Consider the following 26,348-nt stretch of genomic DNA (forward strand, 5'->3'; position numbering starts at 1 on the left):
GTTTATGAGCATAAAAAGAAATTCATGATAAAGAGCTTAGGATTGAGAGAAATGCAAACAAAAAAATTCAATAAATTGGCAATAATAATTTAAGCTTAAAATGCTAATTAATATTAGTAGGAGGTGAAAACACATGGCAAACAACAATAACAGCAATCAACTTTTAGTATCTGGTGCAGAACAAGCTCTACAACAAATGAAGAATGAAATCGCTAGTGAATTTGGTGTAAACCTAGGTGCTGACACTACTTCTCGCGCTAACGGATCTGTTGGTGGGGAAATCACAAAACGTTTAGTTCAAATGGCTGAACAACAACTAGGCGGTTCAAACTTTTCTCGTTAATTAATTGAATAAATATGGCTTAGAAAGAGAAGGGGCATCGCTCCTTCTCTTTCGCATGGTTCAGCCATGTGACTGCCAAGCTTTTAAAATCTTGATTGCCCTTTCAGGGAAATCGGTCATGATGACGTCGACTCCCAACCCTGCCAGCCTGACGATGTCGGCTTCATCATTGGCGACCCAAGGCCGGATTTTATATCCAAGTTTTTTCGCTTTTTCTTTAACCGCTGGAGTCAGGCTGTTTTTATCTGGATGAAAACCCGATTCTTTCTTATCACGTAAGATTTCTTCGAAGTTTTCAGGAAGTCCCTCGAACAATAATGCCCGTTCAAGATCTGGGGCAAGCAACTTCACTTTTTCAATGGATTGATGGTTGAAGGAAGAGAGGATCACCCGTTTTTCCATTCCATATTGACGAATTGAATCAATGATCTTCTGTTCGATTCCTTCATAAGCGAGTTTATCCGTCTTGATTTCGACATTCATCAACAAAGCATTTCCCTTAGCCCAGTCGAAAACGTCCATTAAAAAAGGAATCCGCTCCCCAACGAATTCATTGGAAAATTTGCTCCCGGCATCAGCCGTTTTCAGTTTTTGTGCCGAATGATCTTTTACATAACCAGTAAGGGTGGTCGTTCGATCAAGTGTTTCTTCATGGATGATGACCAATTCCCCGTCAGAACTGAGGTGGACATCGAACTCGATCCCCTCGGCCCCGATTTCTGCCGCCTTTTGAAATGCTGCCATGGTATTTTCAGGATGCGTCCCCTTGGACCCCCTATGGGCGAAAATCAGTATGTTTTGCAAAATCATCACTTCCCCTTTAAACTTTATCTTGAACCCTATCATACATGTACGCTTGAATTGTTTCAGCAATGTTTAATAGACAATATTTTAAACAACGAGTAAAATACATATGGTATTTCCATAAATAGGTGTTCGAAATATGAGGTGAATAAAATGAATATGTGGGAAATTTTTGTTGCAGTTATTCTTGGACTTGTAGAAGGATTAACTGAATTTGCTCCTGTATCATCAACAGGGCATATGATTATCGTCGATGATTTATGGCTGAATTCGAAAGAACTTTTCGGGAGTGAAGTGGCCAATGCCTTTAAGGTGGTCATCCAGCTTGGTTCGATACTCGCCGTTGTCGTGCTCTTCTGGGGGCGATTCATGGACTTGCTTGGTTTAAGGAAGCTGAAAGGCACATCCGCTGCGAACGGCCCAAAGCTTAACCTATTGCAGGTTATCGTCGGATTGTTGCCGGCGGGCGTATTAGGCCTATTATTCGAAGATTATATTGATGATCATTTATTTACGATGAAGACGGTTATCGTCGGATTATTCTTAGGCGCATTTTTGATGATTGCTGCGGATAAATTCCGTCCAAAGCTGACTGCAGAGACGGTTGACCAAATCACTTATAAACAAGCCTTTGGTGTAGGGTTAATTCAATGTTTGTCACTATGGCCGGGATTCTCACGTTCAGGCTCGACCATTTCTGGTGGAGTGCTATTAGGGATGAGCTACCGGGCGGCTTCCGATTTCACGTTCATCATGGCAGTGCCGATCATGGCTGGTGCCAGTTTGTTGAAAATCGTGAAATATTGGGAACACTTCACACCTGAAGTTCTGCCATTCTTTATTGCAGGTTTCATAAGCGCATTTATCTTTGCCTTATTCTGTATCCGCTTTTTCTTGATTTTAATCAATAAAGTTAAATTGACTCCTTTTGCCATTTACCGGATCGTCTTGGCGGTTGTGCTTCTATTCATTATTTGGTAATACGAAATGAAGCTTGGAATTGGAGTGGAACCACCCCGTTGATTCGGGGTGGTCTTTTTGTGTGTCCGAAAATAAGCAGGATTCCCATAAAATTAATAACGAATGATAGTTGAGTTTAGGAGTTTTTAATTCGTTATTTTTTATTAAAAATCCAATAAATCTTTTTATAATAAAATAATATTCGGATTTTAGTGCAGTTCCAGTCATAATTAGTAAAAAAAATATAAAAAAAATAAAGCTGCCTGAGCGTAATGATATCAACGTGTTCGGGTATTATTTTAAATATTCAAATGATTACATAAACTATTTCCAAATAATTTATATGTTATAATTTTAGTATAAATAAAGTACATGTGTACACCTGGGGAGGACAACATGGGAAATGACCAATTGAAGAAAACGATTGGCTTTTGGGTTGGAACATCTATTGTAGTTGGTACAGTTATCGGTTCTGGTATTTTCATGAGACCTGGTGACGTGCTTGAATTGAGCGGTAATTCAACCATGGCCTTGTTAGCTTGGCTGATAGGCGGTCTGATTACCCTTGCAAGCGGGTTGACGATTGCGGAAGTGAGTACACGGATTCCTAAAACGGGCGGCTTATATGTCTATATGGAAGAAGTGTACGGTAAAGCATGGGGATTCCTATGCGGCTGGGTTCAGACATTGGTATACGGACCTGCAGTCATGGGTGCCCTCAGTTTATACTTCGGGTTATTAGTTGCAGGAATATTTAAGATCGCTTCAAGCTACTCTTTGGCGATAGGGATTCTTACGATTGTATTCATAGCAGGCATGAACTTGCTGGGGACAAAATACGGCGGTATCATCCAAACCTTATCGACTATTGCTAAATTGATCCCGATCATTTTCATAGCGGTATTCGGTATCGCACAAGGTGATATGCCTGTATTCAATATCGAAAGCGAAAGTTCAATGAAAATCAGTATGGCCGGTGCGATTTTGGCAACGCTCTGGGCGTATGATGGCTGGATGAATGTCGGCTTCATGGCAGGGGAAATGAAAAATCCGCAGAAAACGTTGCCGCGGGCAATCATAACGGGATTGGTCGTGGTCATGGTCGCTTACTTGGGTGTGAATCTTGCCATGCTTCATGTATTGGGGGCGGAGGGAGTCATAGCCCATGGTACGAATGCAGCGAATGTTGCAGCAACGCTTCTTTTCGGAGAAGTGGGCGGGAAATTGATATCGATCGGAATTGCGATTTCAATCTTCGGTTGCTTGAACGGAAAGCTTTTGACCTTTCCGCGCATTACCTTGGCGATGGCGACTGATAAAATGATGCCAGGCCATAAACAAATCGGCAAAATATCGCCCAAGTTCAAAACGCCTATAAATGCCACGGTATTGCAAGTGATCATTGCAATCATCATGATGGTTGCAACAGACCCTGACAAACTTACCAATATGGCTGTATTCTCTGTCTTCTGTTTTTATGGATTAGCCTTCTTTGCGGTCTTCATCTTACGCAGAAAAGATCCGGAGGCAAAAACGTATAAAGTGCCGTTTTACCCACTCATCCCCATCGTGGCGATTGCTGGTGCAATATACATTGTTTTAAGCACGTTAATCCAAACACCTTTAAATGCCCTGTACTCAGTGATCATCCTCATTATCGGTATGCCAGTGTACTGGCTCCTGAAGAAAAGCGAGCGGGATGGCAAACGTTCAAATTAATGAAAAACCCTTCACTGCATGCAGTGAAGGTTTTTTTAGTTGCTGGAATGAAATTTTCCCGTTGGACAAAAGTGGTGAAATAGACAACTCGGGAAGTTCGTATTAACATAGGGGGAAAGTTAAATAGTGAAGGGTCTGAACAAAAGTGAATTATATCGAGCCTGCTGGTAAATCATTCAGGAAGACGATTTTGGCTTTATTTCTTGGTAGCTTTGTAACGTTTGCGGATCTGTATAGTACCCAACCGGTCATTCCGGTTTTCGCAAAGCAATTTGGGGTCTCTCCTGCAATGGCAAGCCTTACATTATCTTTCGCGACTGGAACGCTTGCACTCTGTTTATTGCTTGTTTCTTTTTTCTCAGAAAATATCGATAGGAAAAAAATAATGGGGACGGCGCTCACTCTGTCTGCATTGTTATCCATATGTGTCAGCTTCATCCAGGATGATCTATACATCCTGATCGCAATTCGGGCGATTCAAGGAGCGGTGCTTGCAGGTTTCCCGGCCATTGCGATGGCCTATATCAATGAAGAGTTTCATCCGAAAAACCTTGGCTATGTGATGGGGATCTATGTGAGCGGCTCGAGTATCGGCGGATTGGCGGGCAGGCTGATTGTAGGGGTGCTGACCGACCATTTCTCATGGAACATAGCGATTGGAAGCCTTGGAGCTTTAAGTTTGATCATCAGTCTGGCTTTTTGGTGGATGCTACCGCCTTCGCAGCATGCTGTCCGCGAACGGGTCTCATTATCGAGAATCAAAACCTCCCTTATCAATAACTTAAGGAATAACAGACTAGTACTCTTATTCGGCATGGCCTTCCTATTAATGGGCTCGTTCGTTACCGTTTATAACTTTGTGGGTATACCTTTAATGGGACCGCCATATCATTTATCACAGACATTGATTGGCTTCATATTCATAATCTATCTTGTGGGGACGTTCAGTTCAACATGGATGGGGAAGCTTGCCGATCAATTTAGTCGGAGGGTCGTGCTTCTTATCGGAATCGCAATCATGCTGATGGGCGCCCTGTTAACCTTATTGGCCCCGCTTCTGCTGAAAATAATGGGGCTTGCCCTATTTACATTTGGCTTTTTTGGAGCTCATTCCATTGCGAGCAGCTGGGTCGGCAGTTTGGCAGATAAGAGTGAAAAGGCACAAGCATCCGCATTATATCTCCTGTTTTACTATGCAGGATCAAGTCTAGTGGGGGCATCTGGCGGTTTATTCCTGATGAAGTTCGGCTGGGGAGGGGTCATCTCGGCTGTATCCATTCTGATCCTCCTTGCTGCCGCTTGTGCGATGATGGTTGAAAAAGTGAAAATCGTTAAATAAAATGATCTTTTCTATCATGTTTTTCCGGAATCCTGAATATAATCTAGTGAAAATGGATATTGAATAATAGATTGATAAGAGAAGAGGGTAATAGATAGAGTGAAACGAAAAGCAGTAATTCTCATTGGGTTAATAGCCGTTTTAATTATATTATTCGTTGTATACTTAACAAGTCCGGGCAGATTGCAAAAGGTGCAGATTGTTGAAAAATACTATCCGCATTTCTCCGATGGCAAGGCAGTCGGTTTTAAGACGAACGATGTCATTGATGTGACGGAAACCGAAGAGGGATCCAATTGCGCAATGAAATTCGACAATGGGAAAACGTTTGAAATTGATTGTGACCGTTATTTAACATACAAAATTGATGAAACAGTTTATATTACTACTGAAGGGAACCATGTGAAGGAGATCCGGAGAAAAAGGTAGTGGCTTATCGATTTTTAATGGAGCTGGGCTTGCCTAATGAACAGCTCAGCTCTTTTATTTGATCCCATTCAAAAAGCCCAGGCCAATTTGGACTGGGCTTTTTCATTTTTTATCTTTGCCTTTACTTTTATCCTTTTTATTACGCCGAAGTACATCCAAGATTCTGCGGCTGTTATTTTTACTGTTTATGAGCTCGACTAAATCGCTCATGTTTTCAGATTCGAAGTCTTGTTGATCTTTTTTCATGTTCATCCCTCCAAGTCATAAATCATAATACCCTTATCAAGAAAAAGGTAAACGTCTATTAGCATATTGGTAATAGAATGATTTTATATCCTAAACCCTCGTTTATTTGCTAGAATATGATAAAAGCCTTGTATGGGAGGTCCATATGGAAGAATTAAGAATGATCGGCGAAAAAATTGAAAAATTTAAATATATCTTAGTGGAGCATATCGAGTTGTTTGAAGAAGAGGAACCGCTCTATGATTTAGAAACCAGTAAAGAGGTACGGTCAAAACTTATTCAAATTCATGCAGATGCCTTGATTCATGGAAAGGCACAAGCGATGGAAAGCATGAAAATAACGGGTATGGAAATAGGTAAGCGCATCGTGGATATGGGCATTCCTTTAGATAAGAATATTGAGGAAGCTCAAGCGATGCGTAACCTTTTCTGGAGTTTCATTGAAGAAGAGGTGAGCAACCGGTATTACTCCATTGAAATTCTGTTAAAGGCAAGCTCGATAATTGATGCAATCCTGGACCAGTTCATACACTGTGTGAGTATCAGTTACGTGAATCATTATAAAGAAATGGCGAAAATGGCAAACGATTCTTTGCAGAAGATAAAGGAAAACCAAGAAGTCATGGAAGAATTGTCCACCCCGATTGTTCAGACCGTATTAAAGGATGTGCTGCTCTTACCGTTGATCGGACGCATTGACGATTGGAGAATGGAGTCGATGCTATCGACGGTGCTGCAAAAATGTGCAGATCTGCATGCGGAAGTATTGATCATGGATTTCTCGGGAATTATCTTTACGAAGGAAAGTGATATGCTTCCCCTGCTGGATCAATTAGTGGGGGCATTGGCCTTGATGGGAACGGAAACGATGTTTGTCGGTTTTACCCCTGATGTCGTGAAAGGGATCGTCAAACATGATTTTGCAAATCAGGTAAAAGCCTTTCTATCGTTCAGGAAGGCCATGGAATATCTGTTTAATCAAAGGGGGCTGGCTCTTCAGCCAGTATGATTTTTAGGGTATCTTTTTTTCTATGTCAGGCTAACATTCCTGCTGCTCCCATATTTAATCGCCCATCGATATTTCTCCATGTTATAGTGAAGTGACGTGGACGGACATGTTGTTTTTGATTTTAATTAAATAGGACATGTAAAGCGTGTAAGGAAGGTGGTTGAATAGTGTTTTTCAAGAAAAATGAAGGACCTGAACATTACGAAAAATGGTATTGTGTAGGAATCATGACGGATAATGGGCTGGAAGATGAAGAGTATGATGTTTTGTCCAAACGCATCCTCGACTCGGTCCAAAATGTCTCGGTCATATCGGACTTGGTAAGGGTGGAATGGGATCGTGACAAATTGCGAGCCTTGAATGAACGTTTTGGGGACCCCTCACTTTCCGACCCATGGTTTATCATTAATGAATTCATACCAGAGGATATAAAAAAGGAAAGAAAACTTCTGGAGAAAACTCATAAATGGAAGAGGATATTTGGTCTCCTTTCCCCGATTGAATATATGGAGGCCGAGACGAAGGCGGCCCATGACTTTGATAAAGCTCTTTTTTATACAGACGATGCAGATAAAGTGATTGAATACATTATTGCAAATAGCTAGCATTCCCTGCCACATCGATACATTGTATCGGTGTTTTTGCATTTGATTTACTGTTTATCGGAACAATTTCACGGTGAAAATTCGACCTTGAGCGAGTTGATTCGACCTTGAGTGTAATAATTCGCCGTTGCTCGGAATAATCCGTACTTGCACCTTTCTTTTTTCTTGAAATAAAAAGAGAGAATGTGGGGAGGGTGGTAGGAAAGATGGAGTTAAACGCGGAATATCTTAAATAGAAAGAAAGAGAGTTTTAAGGGGGGAGGAAGATGAATCGATGGAAGTTGCCGTACCTCAGCAAAAGCCAAAACGGAAGTGGAGAAAGCGGGCGCTATGGAGTTTTGGAATCCTGATCATACTTTTGCTGTCAGTCTTGATTGCCGTAAATATATTTCTTTCAAGATCCTTGCCGGAAACAAAGGGGGAAATATCGCTTCCAGGTCTTTTGAAACCGGTTACGGTGGTGAGGGATTCGAGTGGGGTCCCGCATATTAACGCAGCGAGTGAACATGATTTGTATTTAGCCCAAGGATATATCCAGGCACAGGACCGTTTATTTCAAATGGATTTAAGCAGGCGTCAGGCGTCAGGTAGATTGAGTGAAGTGATTGGTGAGAAAACCGTCAAAAATGATAAGTATTTCCGCACACTTGGTTTGAGGCGGGCGGCCGAAGCCTCTTATGCTGCATATTCAAGTGACGGAAAAGAAGCCTTGGATATGTTTGCCGAGGGTGTAAATCTTTATATCGATGAATTGAAGGAGAATGGGAAATGGCCGGCGGAGTTCACTCTGCTTGGATACGAACCGGAGCCTTGGACACCCGTCGATTCGCTGACCATCGGTAAATATATGGCCTTTGATTTAGGCGGGAACTGGGAAGATCAGGCGTTTAGGCAGTATTTGCTGCAAACGTTCCCCAAGGAAAAGGCATATGATTTATTTCCTGGTTATCCAAAGGACGCTCCATATATCATCAGCAAGGAAGAACTGGATATTGAAAAAAGTTTTGCAGGGGCCGTTATTCCTTATGAATTCAACGGCAGCAATAACTGGGTCGTTTCAGGCAAGAAAACGCAATCCGGTCAGCCGTTATTGGCGGATGATCCCCATCTGGGATTGGCTACACCGTCGGTTTGGTATCAAATGCATTTGGAGGCCCCGTCAGTCAATGTGAGCGGTGTTATTTTTGCCGGGATTCCGGGAATCATACTAGGCCATAACGAAAAGGTCGCTTGGGGTGTGACCAATACCGGTCCGGATGTTCAGGATCTGTATATTGAGAGGAGAAACCCGGAAAACGAGAAAGAATTCTCCTACAAAGGTAAATGGGAAAAAGCTGAAATCTTGGACGAACCCATCAAGGTGAAGGATGGGAAAACACTGGACTATCAAGTGACGGTTACCCGCCATGGACCCGTTGTCTCCGAGTTTGCCGGGAAAAGCGGAAAAGATACCGTGCTTGCCTTAAGGTGGACGGCACTTGATCCATCTGCCGAGCTTGAAGCGGTACTGAATATGAATAAGGCGGGAAGCTGGAAAGAATTCGATAAGGCCCTCTTGAAATTCGAAACGGCGGCACAGAATTTCGTCTTTGCCTCAGCCGATGGGACCATTGCCTACAAGGCGAATGGGAAAATCCCAATCCGGAAAAAAGGCGATAGTATGCTGCCTGTACCTGGCTGGACGGATGAATTTGAGTGGAAAGGCTATATTCCCTTCGATGAACTTCCAAAAACGGTGAATCCAAAGGAGGGATTCATTTCGACTGCGAATAATAAAGTCATCTCGGATGATTACCCTTACCATATCAGCAATAACTGGGCACAGCCATACCGCCAGATGAGGATACAGGAATTTTTAAAGGCGAATAAAAAGCTTACGGCCGAGGATATGCAAAGCCTGCAGATGGATAAAGTGAATTTGCAAGCTAAGGAGTTTGTTCCTCGATTCGTGGAGGTATTGAAAGGTCCATCTGGGAAACAGGAAGCCCAGGCACTGACGATTCTGAAGAAATGGAATCATATCGATTCCACTGATGAAGCGGCTCCGATGATTTTTAATGTCTGGATGCGAAATATAGGGGATGTTCTGCTTAAAGAAGAAATACCGGAAGAAACCCTTAACCTTTTTAATGGAAGGCGTTCGGCCGTTGATGAACTACTAAGGCGGGCACTGGACGGTAAGCCGGGCCCTTGGATTGAAGAGGCAGGCGGACTTGAGCAGGTGCTTGCCAAGTCGTTACAGGTGACGTTAACGGAACTGGCAGAATCACAAGGTGACGATATAGCTGATTGGGAATGGGGAGACTATCACCAGGTCAGGTTTAACCACCCGCTATCAAGTTTCGCCCCGTTACATTATTTATTTAACGGCGGCGGCGGCATTCCGGTAGGAGGCAGCAGTGTCACCGTACAGGCGGCGGCTTTTTTAGATGATGGAACCGTTAATCACGGCGGCTCCTGGAGATTCGTCATCGATCTAGCCGACATGAATCAAGGATATCACCTTGTTGGCCCGGGTCAATCAGGTAACGTTAAAAGTGAGTGGTATCACGACCAGCTTGATGATTGGGCAGAGGGTACTTATCACAAAACCACGATGGACGATCCAAAAGGGGATAAGCTGACATTGAAACCATCAAACTGAGATTCAAAAAAAGTACCAAGTCCAGCATCTTTCTCTGGACTTGGTACTTTTTCATTGTTTTTGCTTAGTCAGGAATTCTGCAAGGAACTCCTCAAAATTAGGGGCTTCGATTGCTGCGATTTTTTCATATGATTCAATGATCTTAAGTTTAATTTCTTGCTCCAGATCATTCCGGTCTTGATAGTTCGTGTTTTTTAATGATTTTTTTATTTTAGGATTCAAAGAGTCGATTAGATCCACCAATTCTTCTTTTGACAGTTTTTTATCCACAATGGCTTTTCTCCTTTCTAACATATACCTCATCCATATAGTGCTTTCGAAGTTTTTTAAGAGCTTGTTTACGGATACTTGAGATATTCTGTGGCGACTCCTGGAAATAGGCAGCGATTTCCTTGTTGGATAGGCCGTAGGAAAAGATCATGGTCAGCACCAGGTTTTGTTTGGCTGTTAACTTCTTCAAGGCTTTTATCATCTCTTCATCACTTATGTGTGAAGCGAGTTCATTCGATTCCCCCATCTTTTCAAGTTGAACATCCAAGGTGCCGATTCGATCGATCAATCCGCCAGTATCCCTTGGTGTCGCATCAAGTACCATTCGATAGCGTTCCCGCTGCTTCCGTGCCCTTTTATCAAAATCAACAGAGAAAAAGTAAATTAAGGAGCACATGTATTTGTATACTTTAGCCCGGTAATAGAAAATTTTGAAAGTCTCGTTGAGATGATCAATGTTGTGGGAAGAAGGGGAATCAAGAGTTTCAGTGAAAATCTTTAAATGCTCTGGGTTCTGTAAGAATAATTGAATGATCGGTTGTGCAAAGAAAGATGAGTACTGTTGCTGCAGAAACTCCAATGAATGAGAAAAAAAATGAGAAGTTAATTGGTTCATTGTTATCCCTCCTTTTATTAATAAAGTGGTAGACAAGGGGAATAAATCAATTATATACGAACATTCGTTCTTTTTTCCATAAATCAATAGTGCTAGATTGATTTTTTTTGACAAATTTCACTTTAGATATCAGATACAAGAAAAGGGGTGAAGAGGATGATGATTGAGGATGCTACTATGTGGGTTTCATTAGTTAGCGAATTTGGCTATCCATTCGTCGTTTCTATGTTTTTGCTCTTCCGCTTCGGTAAACAATTAAAAGAACTGACAACGGACGTAGAGAACTTAAAAAAGTCCGCTCATAAAACAAAAAAACGATAACCTCAGGACGTAAGTGCCGGATGGTAAACACCGAGTTTCGGATTCTATACTAAAAAGGGTCCGGAATTCGGGTATAAAGAAATGGGTACTAACTGATTAAGCTTTTGTTAAATCCCTCCCTTAACCTAAAATAAAATAATAATAAACCATTATTTGGAATATAGCACAAAATAGGTAAAAAATAATCGTCATTTGGAATCATTTTACTGCTATAATTCATCCGTCAATGGAATTAGATAGGAAATCCTCCCCTCGTAGGATTTTAGTTTTATGGATTAAAGTGAAAATACTTTTAAAAAAACAACATTCATCAATAAACTTCTGAATAGTGTGCGGCACCCAAGTAAATGGGTGCTGCTTTTCTTATTTTTTGGTAATAAACTGATAATATGGAAAAGGGGTGGCAAATTTGAAAAATGAACAGCTGGAAGATATTCGGATCCTGCAGCAAGAATGTGAACGGGAAGGTTTTACGTTAAAACTGAATTGGGAAACGCTTCGCAATCGAAATGGTGTTCATAAGAATGATTTTCTCCACTATGATGGATTGAAGCTTGTTGGCTTTCTTGGTCTTTACGATTTTGGAAACAAAGCGGAGATGTGCGGGATGGTGCACCCCGACTACCGGAGGCAAGGCATTTTTACTAAGCTGCTGGAAGAGGCGATAAAGAGTGCTGTGGAGCGCAACTATAAGGTGATTCTCTTGAACTCACCTGCTCAATCCCATTCAGGGACAGAGTTTTTGAAACAGCTCCCATGTGAGTTTGTTTTCTCAGAGTTTCAAATGAAGTGGTCCGAAACGGAGCTTGATGATTATGATGATGCAGTCGTTCGCCCTTCACGGAGAGATGATGAGGAAACGGAAATTCAGCTGGATATTCAATGTTTCCGATTTACGAAACGAGAGGCGAAGGATTATTATCAGCGCATCCTACATGAGGATACTCTGAAAACCATGATGATTGAAAAGGGCGGCCGCGCAGTCGGCAAGATCCGTGTTGATCACTCAGGACGGGAAGCTTGGATTTATGGATTTTCCATTTTGCCAAAATACCAGGGAAAAGGACTTGGAAGAAAGGCGTTGAAAAAGGTCGTAGCCGAACAATGCCAGCTGGGATATGATATTTTTCTCGAGGTCGAGGCGACTAATGAGCATGCGTTAAGACTCTATGAATCTTGTGGCTTCAAAACGATTCAAAGACAGGATTATTATCAATACAAAGGCTGAAGGGATATGACGACAAAGAGTGTTAGGGGGATGGGATGGATGTTGACATTATTCAATTATAACTGGCAGGTGAGAAGGGAATGGTTCAAGTGGTGCCGATCCTTACCGAATGAGGAGCTGGAACGGCAGCGTACGGGAGGGATGGGCAATATATTGCGGACACTTGCCCATATTATCGATGTCGAATCCAGCTGGATCAGGGCCATGCAAGGGAGGCCTGATGTCGCGATCGATTTGGACACTTATGATACGATCGGAAAAGTGGAAGATTTATCTAACCAATATCACTCAGAGGTCATGGACTATTTGAACTCGCATGCAATTGAAGAAGAGTGTGGAATGGTTCAGCCATCCTGGATGGAGGGGACATATGAAAAAGGCAGGATACTGCGCCATCTCATAGCTCACGAAATTCACCATATAGGCCAGCTGTCCATCTGGTCGAGGGAGATGGGCATCGAACCGGTATCCGCCAGTTTAATAGATCGGGATATATAGGTTTTAACTTTTAAAACTGGTAAAGCAACTTACTTTGCCAGTTTTTTATTTTGCAAGGAATTCGGCAGATTTTTTTAAAAAAAGAGGATTTTGTAGGAAGGAGAAGCAGGGGTGAAATTTAGCCGATCGACAAAATAAAATTTGACTAAGAGTTGACATGCTATAGAATGAAAACATTGAAAAATCAAAAAATATAGGGGGCATTATTCTAATGTTTGAACAACGGAGGAGAAAACTTACTCGATTATTAAAGGAAAATAATATAGATGCGGCTGTTCTTGTACCAGGATCGAATATGTATTATTTTACCGGACTGAAGCTTAAACAAAGTGAACGGCTGACACTTGCTGTAATTACGAAGGAATCAAAGATGTTTTTTGTTTCACCACAGGTGGAGTTGAGTAAAGTCAAGGAAATAACGGCTGGAAATGTGTTTTGGTATACGGATGAACAGGGGCCAAGCGAGGCTTTAGCTGATTTGAAAAATGCAGCGGGTGCCCTTACGAAAATCGGGGTCGAATACAACCTGATGAGAATCATGGAGCTAAAAGGAGCAGAGACCTTATCAGCGGCAGCTGAAGATATAAGTGAAGTAATTGATACTATGAGAGTTTTTAAAGATAAACAAGAAATTGAACTGATGCAACAGGCTGTTAAAATACTTGAAGAAAGTTTCGAAGCTGCAATCCCATATATTAAGCCTGGCGTGACAGAAGTGGAAGTTGCAGCTCAGCTGGAGTATGAAATGAGAAAAAGAGGCTCTGAAGGAACACCGTTTGGCACAGTCGTGGCCTCTGGATATAGAGGAGCCAGTCCGCATGGACGTGCCGGTGGCAAGAAAATTGAATCAGGGGAACTTGTTGTGATTGATTTCGGTTCCATGATAAACGGGTATGTAGGGGATATTTGTCGTACGGTGGCGGTAGGTGACGTTTCCCGTGAATTAAAGGAAATCTATGAAACTGTCAAAGAAGCACAGCAAGCGGCCATTGACATTATTAAACCGGGTGTGACGGCACATGAAGTGGATGAAGTTGCACGCGCCGTTATACAAAGCAAAGGTTATGGAGAATATTTTACCCATCGTACTGGACATGGATTGGGACTGAATTCCCATGAGGAGCCATATATCATGAAGAATAGTGATCTAAGGTTGCAGCCCGGAATGGCTTTTACGGTTGAACCAGGGATTTATGTGCCTGGTAAAGGTGGAGTGCGGATAGAGGATAATATTATCATGACGGAAGATGGCTTTATCAATTTGATGTCGCTTCAAAAAGATCTTATCACTGTATAGAGAGGGGATGTTGAGTATGGATATCGAACAAATTCAAAAGGATAATCCTTTTCATGGGAATTATATATATATTAATACAGCTGCAGCATCTGCCCCGCCTCGTCAAGTAGTTAATGCGATCATGGATTATTTGCAAAAGACAGCTAGTTTAGGTCCATACTTGCCTGCATTTAGAAAGGACGTTTATCAAAAGATAGATGAAACAAGAGTGAAGGCAGGGAGTTTTATTGGAGCTAAGGCAACGGAAATAGCTTTTGTGAAAAATGGGACGGAAGGGATTAATTTTATTGCTAATGGACTTCCGTGGGAAGAAGGCGATGAAATAATACTCGCTGACATTGAATTTCATAGTAACTATACGCCTTGGCTGAAATTAAGGGATACAAGAAAGGTCAGCTTAAGGATTATCAAGACGGATGAATCAGGTGTTATTGATGTGAAATTAATAGCAAAGCAAATTACAAAACGGACCAAGCTTATAACCGTTTCCCATTTGCCTAATGCTTCCGGAGCTCTACAGGAAGTAGAACAAATATGTAAACTCGCTAAAGAAAATGATGTGCTAACCCTTATCAATGCATCTCAAACTCTAGGATTGGTTCCTATTGATGTCAAAGAGCTTGATTGTGACTTTCTGACAGCCTGTGGACGGAAATGGCTGCGGGGTCCCGAAGGATCAGGGATATTGTATATTAGAGAATCAATGGTGGATTCCATTGAACCTACTTTAGTGGGCTGGGGAGGAACCAGTTGGGATTTTGAAACCAATGATTATCACTATTCATCAACTGCCAAAAGAGTGGAGGCAGGATGCCCGATCGTTCCTTCCATACTCGGGCTGGGTGCAGCTATTGATTATGCTCAAAATGTAGGTCAGGAAAATATATTTAAAAAAGTGGCAGCATTGACAGAGTATGCAGTTAATCAATTATCCACTATCGAGGGAATCTCCATCTACGGACCTCAGGATATCAAAAATCGGCTGGGTATCATTCCATTTAATGTAAAGGGGCTTCATCCGGATAGAATAACAGCGTATTTAGAAGAGAAAAAGGTCATTATTGAATCGGGCACCTTCATGGCGAATACACTGCTTCAACAATATGGTATTGATAAAATGGCAAGGCTGTCCCCTCACTATTTTAACACGGAAGAGGAAATAGATCTGACCGTTTCGCACATTAAATCTTTGCAAAAGGAAGAAGGGAAGTTAGACTCCCGTACTGATTGTAAATAAAATGAAAAACCATCTTCGGCTGCCATGTCCCCAAATTCTTTGGTGTCTGGCAGCCGGATTTGTCTTGAATCCGTTCTCCCGTTTTTCAGCAAAACTCCCCGCGTGCCAGACCTCATTTCCCATATTATCAGCTCCATCATCCGTTATTTGTTACTAATTGGTAGGCTAGCACCCTTATCCCCCTGTTTTGCCAATTTTCCTCAACCTAACTTAATCTCCGGGCCCTAGGCCGCTCTTATCTGAATAAAGTCCTTTTTTAGGTCAGCAGTTTTTCCACGGACAGGGGCAGGGAGGTCGAAAGATTGGTAGGCATTTTTCAAAGGTACACGCGAATTTCTAATAGCCTTCACGCAATGAATTAAAAATAGTTTGACAATTCTAATTTGTTAAATTAATATATTTCTAGCTAAGAACCAGTGGTTCTAATATAGAACCAAAGAAGGGGGAAGATTACATGAGGATTGCAACAGACATCGGTGGAACTTTCACTGATTTAGTATATGTGGATGACAATGGGAAATTTGGTTATGCCAAATCACACACAACTCCGCCCCAGTTTGAGAATGGAGTAATTGACGTAATTAAACAAAGTGGGGTCAGCGTAGATGGTATCGACATGTTCATTCATGGATCTACCGTCGTGATCAATGCATTGACCGAAAGAAAAGGTGTAAAAGTAGGATTACTTACGACAAAAGGAACTAAAGATGTCTTGGAAATTGCTCGGGGAAACCGTCCCGATTTATATAATTTTAAATATAAAAAACCAGAAGCTTTTGTGGAAAGGCATTTGCGTCTAGAAGTGACAGAACGGTTGGATTACAAAGGAAAGGTCGTTACTTCGTTAGTGCAAGAAGATATTGAAAAGGCGATCGAGTATTTTAAAGAAGAACAGGTTGAAGCAATTGCCATATGCTTTTTGCATTCTTACCTTAATCCTGAGCATGAATTGAAAGCGCTTAAAATCGTGGAGGATCTGTGGCCTGAAGTATCTGTCAGCGTTTCTAGCGATATCACTAAAGAGTGGCGTGAGTATGAAAGGACAAATACTACGGTGCTGAATGCATACGTTAAACCGACTGCCAATTCATACATTGACAATCTTTCTAATAAGTTAAGTGAGTTTGACATCCAAGAGAACCGGTACATCATGCAATCCAATGGCGGGGTCACGACATTCGAAAATGCAAAAAACATCCCAATCAACATGGTTGAGTCAGGGCCGGTTGCTGGAATTTTCGGAGCCGCCATTTTAGGGAAAATGATCGGTGAAGAGAATATCATCGCGTTTGATATAGGCGGAACAACTGCAAAGTGTTCATTGATCAGTGACGGTGAAGTGAAAGTGTCCACAAACTATTATATTGAAAAGTCGGAAAAAACAGCTGGATATCCGATTAAAGTGCCAGTCGTCGATATTGTCGAAATTGGAAATGGCGGCGGTTCCATCGCATGGATTGATGAAATTGGCTCTTTGAAAGTGGGGCCTCAATCGGCAGGCTCATTACCAGGCCCTGTGGCATACGGACAAGGCGGGACACTGCCGACTACGACTGATGCAAATTTGTTTGTTGGGAGACTTTCAGGGAAAAACTTCGATTACGAAGTGGACATGGAAAGAGTAAAAGCGGCAATTGATGAAAATGTTGCTAAGCCATTTCAAACATCCACTGAAGAAGGGGCCCTCGGGATCATCGACATTGCGAATTCCAATATGCTTAACGCGTTAAAGCTTATATCAGTGAGAAAAGGATATGATCCACAAGATTTTACATTGTTGGCATTTGGCGGCGGAGGCCCAATGCATGCGGCTGAACTTGCAAGGGACCTTGGAGTGAAAAAAGTGGTCATCCCATTGGCTTCATCCGTTTTCTCGGCTTGGGGCATGTTGATGACAGATTTACGGCATGATTATATCCATACTTATATAAAATTGCTGAATACATTGGATTTAATGGAAATGAATCTGAAATGGGAAGACATGGAGTTAAATTCCAAAAGACAATTTGCTAAAGAGAATGTGGATGACGGGAAGATTGTATTCAGCCGATTCGCAGATTTACGGTATATCGGTCAAGAGCATACCGTGAAAGTTCCCGTTCCGAATGGAGAATGGAATGATCAGGTCATAGCGGACATCATCAGCCAATTCCATCAAATGCATGAACAAGTATATTCGTTCAACTTACCGGAAAGTGCAATTGAAATTGTTAATTTGCACCTTACAAGTTTCGGAATAGTGGACAAACCGGTCATTTCTGAAATGGAAGAAAGTGAATCAGCCGTAGAGGATGCAAAAATTGAAGAACGAAATGTGTTTTTCAATCAAACCGGATGGTGCCGGACCCCTGTATACCAACGGGCAAAATTGGCCAGAGGACACGAACTGATCGGTCCGGCAATTGTCGAGGAACAATCCGCTTCCACTGTCATTATGGAAGGGCAAAAATTATCTGTTGATGCTTATGGAAATTTAATCATTGAAACTGGGGTGAAATAATGATGAGAACTACCAACCCGTTTGCTTTAGAAGTAATCAAAGATTCGCTGCTGTCCATCGGTGAAGAGATGTTCATCGCTTTAGCAAGAACTTCGATGAGTCCGATGTTTTACGAAGTATTGGATTATGCGTGTGGCCTGACTGATGCAAAAGGAAACTTAATCAGCCAAGGAAATGGTGTCACCAGTTTTATCGGTATGCTAAGTCCGATGGTTCAGCACATACTTGATAAATATGATGGTGGAAATAAATTATCTGAAGGTGACATCATCATCATAAACGATCCATATGTAGGCGGGGGATCGCATTTGTCGGATGTGGGTCTTGTGATGCCGATTTATTTTGAAGGAGAGCTTATTGCGTTCTCTGCCAATAAAGGGCATTGGACAGAGGTGGGAGGAAAAGATCCCGGTTCCTTTACCAATAATTCAACCGAGATTTATCAAGAGGGATTGCAGATGCCTGGAATCAAACTCTTTGAAGCAGGAAAAGTGAATGAAGGCATTGTAGAAATGATTGCTACAAATGTAAGGTTGCCTCAACTATCACTTGGGGATATGTGGGCGCAAGTAGCTGCGCTTAGAACTGGTGAAAAGAGAATGAAAGAACTTTGCACGAAATATGGAAAAAGTACCGTGTCCTCCACGATGGATAACCTGATTGAACAGGCTGAAAAATATTCATTGAAGGAGCTGGGGGAACTGCCGAAAGGAACTTTTGAAGCCCAGGATTTCATCGAGGGTGATTCTTCAAAAGGAGGGCCATATCCTATAAAAGTGAAAGTTACAATTACGGACGACGAATTCATCTGTGATTTCAGGGGCTCCCATCAACAAGTGATGAACCCAGTAAATTGCTCTTATTATGGCTTGTTATCCAGTGTCAGGGTCATGTTCTTGGCAATCATCAGACCGAAGTTCAATGTGAATGAAGGTCTATTCAAACCACTGAGAATCATCACTGATGACCATTCAATTGTTTCAGCAACAAGGCCATCGCCCGTATCGATGAACTTCGAAGCGCGGATCGGCGGTGCGGAACTCATCTGGAAAGCTTTAGCCCCATTGCTTCCCGACCGCTTAACTTCCGGCCACCTTTTATCTGTCTGCTCCGTTTTATTGTCGGGAAAACATCCTGAGACGAAAGAGCCGTTCCTTATTGTTGAACCGACTTTAGGCGGCTGGGGAGCAGGTGAAGGCCAAGATGGTCAAAGAGGACAATTTTGCATGGGTAACGGTGAAACATACAATATGCCGATTGAAATCGCGGAAGCCAGGTATGGAGTGAGAGTTGAGAACTATGGACTTAGATGTGATGGAGAAGGAGTGGGGCAGCATATCGGTGGTTCAGGTGTAATACGTTCGTATAAAACTTTAAGTGATGGCCAAGAACTGACGGTTAGTTTTGGAAGACATCAATTTCAGCCTTGGGGAATGAATAAAGGAGAAAATGGGTCATCCAGCTATATAAAAGTCCATAAAGAAAATGGTGAGGTCATCGGGCCCTTTGGTGTCACGTCAAGATTGAAATTGGATAAAGGAGATACAATCCATCTGGTCACTGCCACTGGCGGAGGATATGGAGATCCTGCTGAAAGGGATGTACAGGCTGTGTTAAGAGATGTCAAAAACGGTTACATCACCGCTGAACAAGCAAAAGATAAATTCGGGGTCATAGTAAATGATAAATGCAATAGCATAATCGGCTATACAGAATTACGCCAGTAGCCAGGGGGATGGGGACATGACTTTAAAAACATTGGAAAATGCACTTGATGTGCTTTCTTATTTCACTGCGGAAACTCCGGAATGGGGATTAAGGGATTTAGCCCGTAAAATGGAGATGAACCATACCGTCTTACACAGGATACTGAAGACATATGAAGAAAAAGGGTACCTCATTCAAAACGATAGTACAAAAAACTATGAGTTGGGTTTGAAGTTTTTAGAGTTTTCCAGTGTGATTAAACAAAAAATGAAACTCTCGGAATTTATCCAGCCAGTCATGAAGGAATTGGCGGACGCTGTGAATGAAACGGTCTTTCTGACGCTAAAAGATGGGGATGACGGGGTTACTGTTGAAATTGCGGAATATGAGCAGCAAATCAAATTTAATGTAATGGTGGGCACACGCACCCCCCTCTATGTCGGGGCTTCTTGTAAAACAATAATGGCCTTTCTGCCAGAGGAAGAACAATTGAAGATAATGAAGAAAGATATGAAAGTCTTTACCGAAAAAACGATGACCGACAAACAGGAATTGTTGGAAGATTTAAACGTCATCAAGGAAAAAGGCTGGAGTTTTACGAAAGGGGAGTTCTCGGATGCTGTCTTTGGGATAGGCACCCCGCTATTCAATGGCTCAGGCAAAGTAATTGGATCACTGACGATAGCCGGGCCTTCCTACAGGATGCCGGAAGAGAGGTTTGCCGAGACTCTGGAAATCCTAAGAAAGAAAACGGATATCATCCAGCAATACTTCAATAAGTTCGGAAATTTATACAATTAGGGGAGATTTCAAATGGTGAATAAAAATCAAACAGAGAAAAACCATCCGACGATATTTAATCCTGCGATCTTTTTTGTAATTGTATTAATGGCTGTCATTGGAGCTATGATAGGTGTCCAACTAATTACTTCTTTAGGCATTTCCGCAAATACTTCAATCGTTGGTGCTGTATTCGCGATGATTCTGGCTCGGATTCCCCTGAAATTTTTATTGAAGTTCAAGTCGATCCATAGCCAGAATCTGGTGCAGACTTCTATCTCATCTGCCACTTTTGGAGCTGCCAGCAGTTTGATGTTACCGATTGGGATTCCTTATGTGCTTGGGATGCATCATTTAATTATGCCATTGTTTATCGGTGTGACCCTTGCCATGATTGTTGATGCCCTTCTGCTTTATAAAATGTTCGACACGAAAGTATTCCCCGCAAAACAAGCCTGGCCACCGGGGATTGCAACCGCTGAAGCGATTAAAGCTGGAGATGAAGGCGGTAACCGGGCAAAGTATTTACTTACGGGAATTGGAATCGGAATAATTGGGGCAATTTTGAAAATTCCCATGTCTGCGTTCGGTGTTGCATTCATAGGGAATATTTGGGCGCTTACGATGTTCGGCATAGGGCTATTATTGAGAGGGTACTCGGTTCCCCTGTTCGGAATAGATATCAATGAATTGTATATCCCTCATGGATTTATGATCGGGGCGGGAATTGTTGCACTCATTCAGGTGATCGTTTTGATTTTCAATAAAAAGAAAGAAGTGGCTGTGCAAGATGAGGAATTCTCTAAACCTACCAAAGAGTTGGGACAAGCGTTTGGATATGGATTCATTGCTTATACAGCCATATCGATCCTGCTGGCAGTTTTGGGCGGAATATACACGCAAATGTCAGTTGGCATGTTGATCGGCTTCGTCCTTTTTACAATGGTAGCGGCATTTGCCCATGAATTGATCGTTGGTATTGCAGCCATGCACGCAGGTTGGTTCCCTGCATTTGCTGTAGCGCTCATTACATTGATTATTGGGATATTAATCGGATTTCCGGCAGAAGCATTGGCATTATTGGTCGGATTCAGTGCATGTACTGGTGTTGCATTTGCTGATTTGGGATATGATTTGAAGACGGGTTATATCCTTCGGGGAAATGGCGAAGATATGGAGTTTGAAAGAAAAGGGCGCCGGAATCAGTTATATGCCGGTTTAGTTGGTTTTTTCGTAGCGGCAATTGTCGTAGTGGTGTCATTTGAATCTTATTTCTCCCAAGGGCTGATTCCACCGGTTGACCTTGTGTATGCAACTACCATTGAATCTGGAATTTCGAATGGTATTGCCAGAGAATTAATGATTTGGGCTATCCCCGGTGCCATTCTTCAATTGATCGGTGGTTCAAAAAGGCAAATGGGAATTTTATTTGCTACTGGTCTACTTTTATTGACCCCAATTGCAGGATGGGCCGTTTTGACAGGCATTGTCTTAAGAATCATCATTATGAAAAGAAGTAACGGTAAATATGAACAACAAATGACGATAATGGCCGCAGGTATCATCGCCGGTGATGCTATATACAGTTTCTGCAACTCCATCTTTAAAGCTGGAAAATGATCAGTTAACTCTATCTATCTAGTGCTGTTATAAAACATATGGAAAGCCGTATGCCTGAAAGGGCAGGTACTGCTTCATAAAGTAGGGAAGCCGCGAGAGTGGTTTCCCTACTTTTATTATGTCCTCCAAAAAAAAGGGGACATTCTCCAGGATTCGATGATGATTTATATACATGATAGAAGGTATATAGATCTAGGTGATCGGGATGGGAATGGATAAAAAGTACCATTTATTCAAATTTCGTAATATTAAGGTAAATTTTGGCGATAATTCGACAAATTCATGATATATTATTCTAGCATTTTACAAAACTAGAAGGGTTGTGAAGTATGTCGTACAAGATGCATGTTAAGAAGATGCTCGCCCCGATTCTTGCTGTGAGTTTGATTACAGCGCCATTTACAGTACCGGGGGAGGCATTGGCCAAAGAGTCTAATATGAAACCGGCCACGACTGAACCATTTATCATTTCAGCTCCTACTGTTCATTACTCAAAAGGCACCAAAGCGACTGTAACGGTCACACCGAAAAAGGGGAACAAAGGAAATGAAACCGTTGTCTTTCAATTAATGAATGGGACGAAGGTCATTTCACAATCAGCCGTTGAGGCGGATATTAAATCGGCCCAAAAGTTCTCGGCGTACTTCAACTCGTACAAATCGGGTTATTGGGTTAACGTATCGGTTGTCTCCAATTATAACGGCCATACGAGTGACTTCGGCAAAAGCCTGGCAGCCTCCGTTTCGGATGCGCCATTTGAACTAAGGGTCATGGAAACGACTGATGTACACACCAATCTGGTGAGCTATGATTATTATAAGGATGCCGTATCGGACTCCGTCGGCTTTTCCCGCACGGCATCTTTAATCAAACAGGCACGAAAAGAAGTGAAGAATAGCGTTTTAGTGGATAACGGCGACCTTATTCAAGGAACCCCCCTAGGTACGTACAAAGCGAAAATAGCGCCACTGAAAAAGGGTGAAGTCCATCCCGTTTATAAAGCGATGAACTTGCTTGACTATGATGTGGCCACATTCGGCAATCATGAATTCAATTATGGTTTATCTTATTTGGACGAGGCCATCAACGATGCGAACTTCCCTTACGTCAATGCCAATGTTTATAAAAAGGATAAAGACAATAATCCAAAGAATGATAAAAATAAATATGCTCCTTATAAAATCGTCACGAAGAAAGTGAAGGACATCAATGGAAAAGAAAAATCAGTAAAAATAGGATACATTGGATTTGCCCCTCCGCAAATCATGGATTGGGATAAAGCGAATCTAGACGGTAAGGTCATGACAAAGGAAATCGTCACGACTGCAAAAAAATATGTACCTGAAATGAAGAAAAAAGGCGCGGATGTCATCGTGGCCCTCACACATTCCGGGTTTAATGGCGATACCAAGAATACCGAGGATGTCATCTATTCATTAAGCAAGGTATCCGGCATCGATGCCATCACGTTCTCCCACACGCATAAAGTCTTCCCGGCACAAGATGAGGCTTCTTTAGACAGCTTATTCAAAGATAGCCAAGGAAAAGTCCTTGAAGGCGTGGATAATAAAAAGGGTACCATCAATGGTGTACCAGCCGTTCAAGCAGGATATGGCGGCAGTAATCTCGGGATCATCGATCTTGATATCCAAAATATCAAGGGTAAATGGAAAGTCGTCAATTCCGATTCATCAACACGGGCAATCAACGACAAGATAACAGGAAAAAAAGCGTCTGAAGATGCAGCTGTCGTCAAGGCCGTGAAGAAGGACCACGAAGGAACGATCAAGTATGTCAACACGCCAATCGGAACGACTACAGCTCCAATTCATAGTTATTTCGCCCTTGTTCAAGACGACCCTTCCGTACAGGTCGTGACGAGTGCACAGAAATGGTATGTAGAAAAATACATTCAAAGCAACCGCCATGAATACAAAGACTTGCCCATCCTCTCTGTAGGAGCCCCATTCAAAGCGGGTCGCAATGGCGTCGAGGAATTCACGGAAATCAAGGAAGGCGGACTGACCATTCGCAGCGCCGGTGATTTATATTTATACGATAATACCTTGAAGGCAATCAAGATTAAAGGGTTCGTGGTTAAAGAGTGGCTTGAGATGTCTGCCGGGAAGTTTAATACGATCGATCCTGCCAAGTCTGAGGAACAGGAGCTGCTTAATGGAAAGTTTGCCGTCTATAATTTTGATGTGATTGACGGTATCACTTACCAAATCGATGTCACCAAGGCTCCGCGCTATGATGAAAAAGGGGTGAAAGTGTCGGATTCAAGCAGAATTGCAGATTTGAAATATAATGGAGAACCAGTGGACCCGAATCAAGATTTCATCGTCGTGACGAATAATTACCGTGCTTCGGGCGGAGGGAACTTCCCGGGAGTCAAGGGCAGCGAATATGTGGTTGACTCTGCGGATGAAAATCGCCAGATCTTGATGGATTACATCACACAAGAGGGTGAGATCAACCCAACCGCTGATAATAATTGGTCGATAGCCCCGATTTCAGGCAAGGTGAACGTTACTTTCACCTCATCGCCAAAAGGTGCGGAATATTTAAAGGAAGACAGCCCGATTTCCTATACAGGCAAAAAGGATGATAAAGGCTTTGGCATTTACAAATACAATTTGGGCAAAGAAAACGTTAAGGTGCAACTGCTCGGGATCAATGATCTTCACGGCCAGCTTGATACCACCTCCGATTTTGGCGGCATCAAACAAGGGCGTGCCGATTATTTAGCCGCACACTTGAAGCAGCGTAAAGATGAAAACCCTGAAAATACACTTTTACTTTCGGCAGGGGATGCTGTTGGGGCAAGTGCACCCGTTTCTTCTTTGATCCAGGATAAGCCGACGCTTCAGTTTTTGAATAATATGAAATTCGATGTCGGAACTGTCGGGAACCATGAGTTCGACAAAGGGATAGAAACCTTGATGGCTCAGATCAATGGGGGAAAGTCGCCAACATCCGAAGTGGTATTCGATAAATTGAACTTTCCATATGTAGTGGCCAATGTCGTATATAAAGACACGAAAAAACCGATTTTGGACCCTTACGTCATAAAAAAGGTCGGCGGTGTTGATATTGGGTTCATAGGTGTAGTCACGAATGCCACACCTCAAAAAGTAAGTCCGGATGGCATTAAGAATGTGGAATTCATAGAACAGGCACCTGCCGTAAATAAGGCGGTTAGTGAGTTGAAAAGTAAAGGCGTCAAATCGATCGTGATCATCTCACATGACCCAGGCACTGAAAAGGAAGGGGTCATCACAGGCGAAGTGGCTGATCTTGCTAATGCCGTGGATGATGAAGTGGATGTGATCTTAGCCGGAGATAATCATGCAAAGGTCAATAACTATGTCGATAATAAATTGATCGTACAAGCTTACTCTTATGGAACCGCTTTTGAAGATGTGGATTTGGAAATCGATCCAAGCACAAAGGATATTGTCAAAAAGTCAGCTGAGATTGTTACGGTTACACAAGATGGCATCACACCGGATGCCGGGACGACGAAATTCATCAACGACTACCTGGACATGTTCCCCGAGCTGAAAGCTCCGCTTGGGACAACGGATGAGAAAATTTTAAGAACCAATGCCTATACGCAGGAAACGGGCCTTGGGAATTTAATTGCCGATTCAATGAAGGCCGATTTGAACTCCGATTTTGCCTTCATGAATCCAGGCGGAATCCGTGCAGATATTCCAAAGGGGGAAGTCACTTTTTCCGATTTAGCGAAAATCCAGCCGTTCGGAAACGTATTGGTTAAGCTGGAACTGACTGGAGCGGAAGTGAAAACGCTGCTACAACAGCAATGGATCGTGGAAGGATCTCCGAAAACTTTGCAAATTTCTGGACTGAGCTATACAGCCGACTTCAGTAAACCTGTCACGGAACGTGTCACCTTATTGAAGAAAGCGGACGGAACACCGATCAAGGATACCGAAACATACACGGTGGCCGTCAATGATTTCATGGCAAGCGGCGGTGATAACTATACCGTCCTGAAAGGAAAAGAGCGTGTGTTTGGACATGCAGACCTGGAAGCATTCGTTAACTATGTGAAAGAGACCTTTAAAGGCGGAAAGATCACGGCAGAAATTGAAGGCAGAATTACGAATATCAATAATTAGTTGAGGTTTACTCGTGAGGATTAGCGGG

Annotated in this window: 23 protein-coding genes; 18 read left to right on the forward strand and 5 right to left on the reverse strand. The window is 42.4% G+C overall.

Annotation, left to right across the window (positions count from 1 at the left end):
* Positions 1-133 precede the first annotated feature (133 nt).
* Positions 134-343 carry an alpha/beta-type small acid-soluble spore protein gene (locus J7I90_RS17900; protein WP_034310322.1) on the forward strand — a complete coding sequence of 70 codons (210 nt, stop codon included), beginning with the start codon at positions 134-136 and terminating at the stop codon, positions 341-343.
* Positions 344-403: 60 nt separating this feature from the next.
* Here the strand turns inward: J7I90_RS17900 and J7I90_RS17905 are convergent, their stop codons facing one another.
* Complete coding sequence (locus J7I90_RS17905; RefSeq protein WP_214773119.1) at positions 404-1,147, reverse strand: glycerophosphodiester phosphodiesterase; 744 nt, start codon at positions 1,145-1,147, stop codon at positions 404-406.
* 153 nt (positions 1,148-1,300) lie between these two features.
* Here J7I90_RS17905 and J7I90_RS17910 point away from each other — a divergent pair, with 153 nt between their 5' ends.
* From J7I90_RS17910 to J7I90_RS17925, 4 genes are all read left to right on the forward strand, one after another.
* Positions 1,301-2,128, forward strand: coding sequence for an undecaprenyl-diphosphate phosphatase (locus J7I90_RS17910; RefSeq protein ID WP_285289444.1), 828 nt, complete (start codon positions 1,301-1,303; stop codon positions 2,126-2,128).
* A gap of 375 nt (positions 2,129-2,503) precedes the next feature.
* Positions 2,504-3,826: an APC family permease gene (locus tag J7I90_RS17915; protein ID WP_214773120.1), complete on the forward strand. Its 1,323-nt coding sequence runs from the start codon at positions 2,504-2,506 to the stop codon at positions 3,824-3,826.
* Between the two features lie 145 nt (positions 3,827-3,971).
* Positions 3,972-5,165 (forward strand): MFS transporter, encoded by a 1,194-nt coding sequence (locus J7I90_RS17920; RefSeq protein ID WP_214773121.1) that lies wholly within the window; start codon positions 3,972-3,974, stop codon positions 5,163-5,165.
* 99 nt (positions 5,166-5,264) lie between these two features.
* Positions 5,265-5,594, forward strand: coding sequence for a hypothetical protein (locus J7I90_RS17925; protein WP_202315647.1), 330 nt, complete (start codon positions 5,265-5,267; stop codon positions 5,592-5,594).
* A 102-nt stretch (positions 5,595-5,696) separates the two neighbouring features.
* Here the strand turns inward: J7I90_RS17925 and J7I90_RS17930 are convergent, their stop codons facing one another.
* The gene (locus J7I90_RS17930) at positions 5,697-5,840 is read right to left on the reverse strand and encodes a hypothetical protein (RefSeq protein WP_158226130.1); all 144 of its coding nucleotides are present in this window, start codon (positions 5,838-5,840) and stop codon (positions 5,697-5,699) included.
* Positions 5,841-5,985: 145 nt separating this feature from the next.
* Here J7I90_RS17930 and J7I90_RS17935 point away from each other — a divergent pair, with 145 nt between their 5' ends.
* The 3 genes from J7I90_RS17935 to J7I90_RS17945 all read left to right on the forward strand — a co-directional run bounded on the left by J7I90_RS17935 (position 5,986) and on the right by J7I90_RS17945 (position 10,098).
* A complete protein-coding gene (locus J7I90_RS17935; protein ID WP_214773122.1) occupies positions 5,986-6,849 on the forward strand; it encodes an STAS domain-containing protein in 864 nt (287 codons plus the stop codon).
* Between the two features lie 167 nt (positions 6,850-7,016).
* A complete protein-coding gene (locus J7I90_RS17940; protein ID WP_214773123.1) occupies positions 7,017-7,454 on the forward strand; it encodes a hypothetical protein in 438 nt (145 codons plus the stop codon).
* Positions 7,455-7,728: 274 nt separating this feature from the next.
* The gene (locus J7I90_RS17945) at positions 7,729-10,098 is read left to right on the forward strand and encodes a penicillin acylase family protein (RefSeq protein ID WP_214773124.1); all 2,370 of its coding nucleotides are present in this window, start codon (positions 7,729-7,731) and stop codon (positions 10,096-10,098) included.
* A 51-nt stretch (positions 10,099-10,149) separates the two neighbouring features.
* On the opposite strand, the gene J7I90_RS17950 is transcribed toward J7I90_RS17945, so the two are convergent.
* Positions 10,150-10,368: a hypothetical protein gene (locus J7I90_RS17950; RefSeq protein WP_214773125.1), complete on the reverse strand. Its 219-nt coding sequence runs from the start codon at positions 10,366-10,368 to the stop codon at positions 10,150-10,152.
* Positions 10,361-10,984 carry a sigma-70 family RNA polymerase sigma factor gene (locus J7I90_RS17955; RefSeq protein ID WP_127777746.1) on the reverse strand — a complete coding sequence of 208 codons (624 nt, stop codon included), beginning with the start codon at positions 10,982-10,984 and terminating at the stop codon, positions 10,361-10,363. The genes J7I90_RS17950 and J7I90_RS17955 overlap by 8 nt, the downstream gene beginning before the upstream one ends.
* Before the next feature lie 156 nt (positions 10,985-11,140).
* On the opposite strand from J7I90_RS17955, the gene J7I90_RS17960 reads away from it, so the two are divergent.
* The 5 genes from J7I90_RS17960 (at position 11,141) to J7I90_RS17980 (ending at position 15,565) form a co-directional block, all read left to right on the forward strand.
* Complete coding sequence (locus J7I90_RS17960) at positions 11,141-11,305, forward strand: YvrJ family protein (RefSeq protein ID WP_081088496.1); 165 nt, start codon at positions 11,141-11,143, stop codon at positions 11,303-11,305.
* 409 nt (positions 11,306-11,714) lie between these two features.
* Entirely contained in the window at positions 11,715-12,533 is an 819-nt protein-coding gene (locus tag J7I90_RS17965) for a GNAT family N-acetyltransferase (RefSeq protein ID WP_214773126.1), read from the forward strand.
* 39 nt (positions 12,534-12,572) lie between these two features.
* Positions 12,573-13,031: a DinB family protein gene (locus J7I90_RS17970; RefSeq protein WP_214773127.1), complete on the forward strand. Its 459-nt coding sequence runs from the start codon at positions 12,573-12,575 to the stop codon at positions 13,029-13,031.
* Positions 13,032-13,242: 211 nt separating this feature from the next.
* Positions 13,243-14,328 (forward strand): M24 family metallopeptidase, encoded by a 1,086-nt coding sequence (locus tag J7I90_RS17975; protein ID WP_214773128.1) that lies wholly within the window; start codon positions 13,243-13,245, stop codon positions 14,326-14,328.
* A gap of 16 nt (positions 14,329-14,344) precedes the next feature.
* Positions 14,345-15,565 (forward strand): aminotransferase class V-fold PLP-dependent enzyme, encoded by a 1,221-nt coding sequence (locus J7I90_RS17980; RefSeq protein ID WP_214773129.1) that lies wholly within the window; start codon positions 14,345-14,347, stop codon positions 15,563-15,565.
* Here J7I90_RS17980 and J7I90_RS17985 read toward each other — a convergent pair.
* Positions 15,539-15,688 carry a hypothetical protein gene (locus tag J7I90_RS17985; protein WP_214773130.1) on the reverse strand — a complete coding sequence of 50 codons (150 nt, stop codon included), beginning with the start codon at positions 15,686-15,688 and terminating at the stop codon, positions 15,539-15,541. The genes J7I90_RS17980 and J7I90_RS17985 overlap by 27 nt on opposite strands.
* 331 nt (positions 15,689-16,019) lie before the next feature.
* Between J7I90_RS17985 and J7I90_RS17990 the strand changes: the two genes are divergently transcribed.
* The 5 genes from J7I90_RS17990 (at position 16,020) to J7I90_RS18010 (ending at position 26,320) form a co-directional block, all read left to right on the forward strand.
* Complete coding sequence (locus tag J7I90_RS17990) at positions 16,020-18,065, forward strand: hydantoinase/oxoprolinase family protein (protein ID WP_214773131.1); 2,046 nt, start codon at positions 16,020-16,022, stop codon at positions 18,063-18,065.
* Positions 18,066-18,067: 2 nt separating this feature from the next.
* Positions 18,068-19,792 carry a hydantoinase B/oxoprolinase family protein gene (locus J7I90_RS17995; RefSeq protein WP_396020445.1) on the forward strand — a complete coding sequence of 575 codons (1,725 nt, stop codon included), beginning with the start codon at positions 18,068-18,070 and terminating at the stop codon, positions 19,790-19,792.
* A 16-nt stretch (positions 19,793-19,808) separates the two neighbouring features.
* A complete protein-coding gene (locus J7I90_RS18000) occupies positions 19,809-20,573 on the forward strand; it encodes an IclR family transcriptional regulator (protein WP_214773133.1) in 765 nt (254 codons plus the stop codon).
* Between the two features lie 12 nt (positions 20,574-20,585).
* A complete protein-coding gene (locus J7I90_RS18005) occupies positions 20,586-22,172 on the forward strand; it encodes an OPT/YSL family transporter (protein WP_214773134.1) in 1,587 nt (528 codons plus the stop codon).
* Positions 22,173-22,501: 329 nt separating this feature from the next.
* On the forward strand, positions 22,502-26,320 hold the full coding sequence (locus tag J7I90_RS18010; RefSeq protein ID WP_251025355.1) for a bifunctional 2',3'-cyclic-nucleotide 2'-phosphodiesterase/3'-nucleotidase: 3,819 nt from the start codon (positions 22,502-22,504) through the stop codon (positions 26,318-26,320).
* Positions 26,321-26,348: the final 28 nt, after the last annotated feature.

The organism is Bacillus sp. ISL-57 (genome assembly GCF_018613135.1).
Lineage (GTDB): Bacteria > Bacillota > Bacilli > Bacillales > DSM-1321 > Peribacillus > Peribacillus frigoritolerans.

Excerpts from the sequence above, each read along its gene's own strand:
- J7I90_RS17900 (WP_034310322.1), top strand. The coding sequence starts at position 134 with ATGGCAAACAACAATAACAGCAATCAACTTTTAGTATCTGGTGCAGAA.
- J7I90_RS17910 (WP_285289444.1), top strand. The coding sequence starts at position 1,301 with ATGAATATGTGGGAAATTTTTGTTGCAGTTATTCTTGGACTTGTAGAA.
- J7I90_RS17915 (WP_214773120.1), top strand. The coding sequence starts at position 2,504 with ATGGGAAATGACCAATTGAAGAAAACGATTGGCTTTTGGGTTGGAACA.
- J7I90_RS17930 (WP_158226130.1), bottom strand. The coding sequence starts at position 5,840 with ATGAAAAAAGATCAACAAGACTTCGAATCTGAAAACATGAGCGATTTA.
- J7I90_RS17935 (WP_214773122.1), top strand. The coding sequence starts at position 5,986 with ATGGAAGAATTAAGAATGATCGGCGAAAAAATTGAAAAATTTAAATAT.
- J7I90_RS17945 (WP_214773124.1), top strand. The coding sequence starts at position 7,729 with ATGGAAGTTGCCGTACCTCAGCAAAAGCCAAAACGGAAGTGGAGAAAG.
- J7I90_RS17955 (WP_127777746.1), bottom strand. The coding sequence starts at position 10,984 with ATGAACCAATTAACTTCTCATTTTTTTTCTCATTCATTGGAGTTTCTG.
- J7I90_RS17960 (WP_081088496.1), top strand. The coding sequence starts at position 11,141 with ATGATGATTGAGGATGCTACTATGTGGGTTTCATTAGTTAGCGAATTT.
- J7I90_RS17970 (WP_214773127.1), top strand. The coding sequence starts at position 12,573 with ATGTTGACATTATTCAATTATAACTGGCAGGTGAGAAGGGAATGGTTC.
- J7I90_RS17975 (WP_214773128.1), top strand. The coding sequence starts at position 13,243 with ATGTTTGAACAACGGAGGAGAAAACTTACTCGATTATTAAAGGAAAAT.
- J7I90_RS17980 (WP_214773129.1), top strand. The coding sequence starts at position 14,345 with ATGGATATCGAACAAATTCAAAAGGATAATCCTTTTCATGGGAATTAT.
- J7I90_RS17985 (WP_214773130.1), bottom strand. The coding sequence starts at position 15,688 with ATGGGAAATGAGGTCTGGCACGCGGGGAGTTTTGCTGAAAAACGGGAG.
- J7I90_RS17990 (WP_214773131.1), top strand. The coding sequence starts at position 16,020 with ATGAGGATTGCAACAGACATCGGTGGAACTTTCACTGATTTAGTATAT.
- J7I90_RS17995 (WP_396020445.1), top strand. The coding sequence starts at position 18,068 with ATGAGAACTACCAACCCGTTTGCTTTAGAAGTAATCAAAGATTCGCTG.
- J7I90_RS18000 (WP_214773133.1), top strand. The coding sequence starts at position 19,809 with ATGACTTTAAAAACATTGGAAAATGCACTTGATGTGCTTTCTTATTTC.
- J7I90_RS18005 (WP_214773134.1), top strand. The coding sequence starts at position 20,586 with ATGGTGAATAAAAATCAAACAGAGAAAAACCATCCGACGATATTTAAT.
- J7I90_RS18010 (WP_251025355.1), top strand. The coding sequence starts at position 22,502 with ATGTCGTACAAGATGCATGTTAAGAAGATGCTCGCCCCGATTCTTGCT.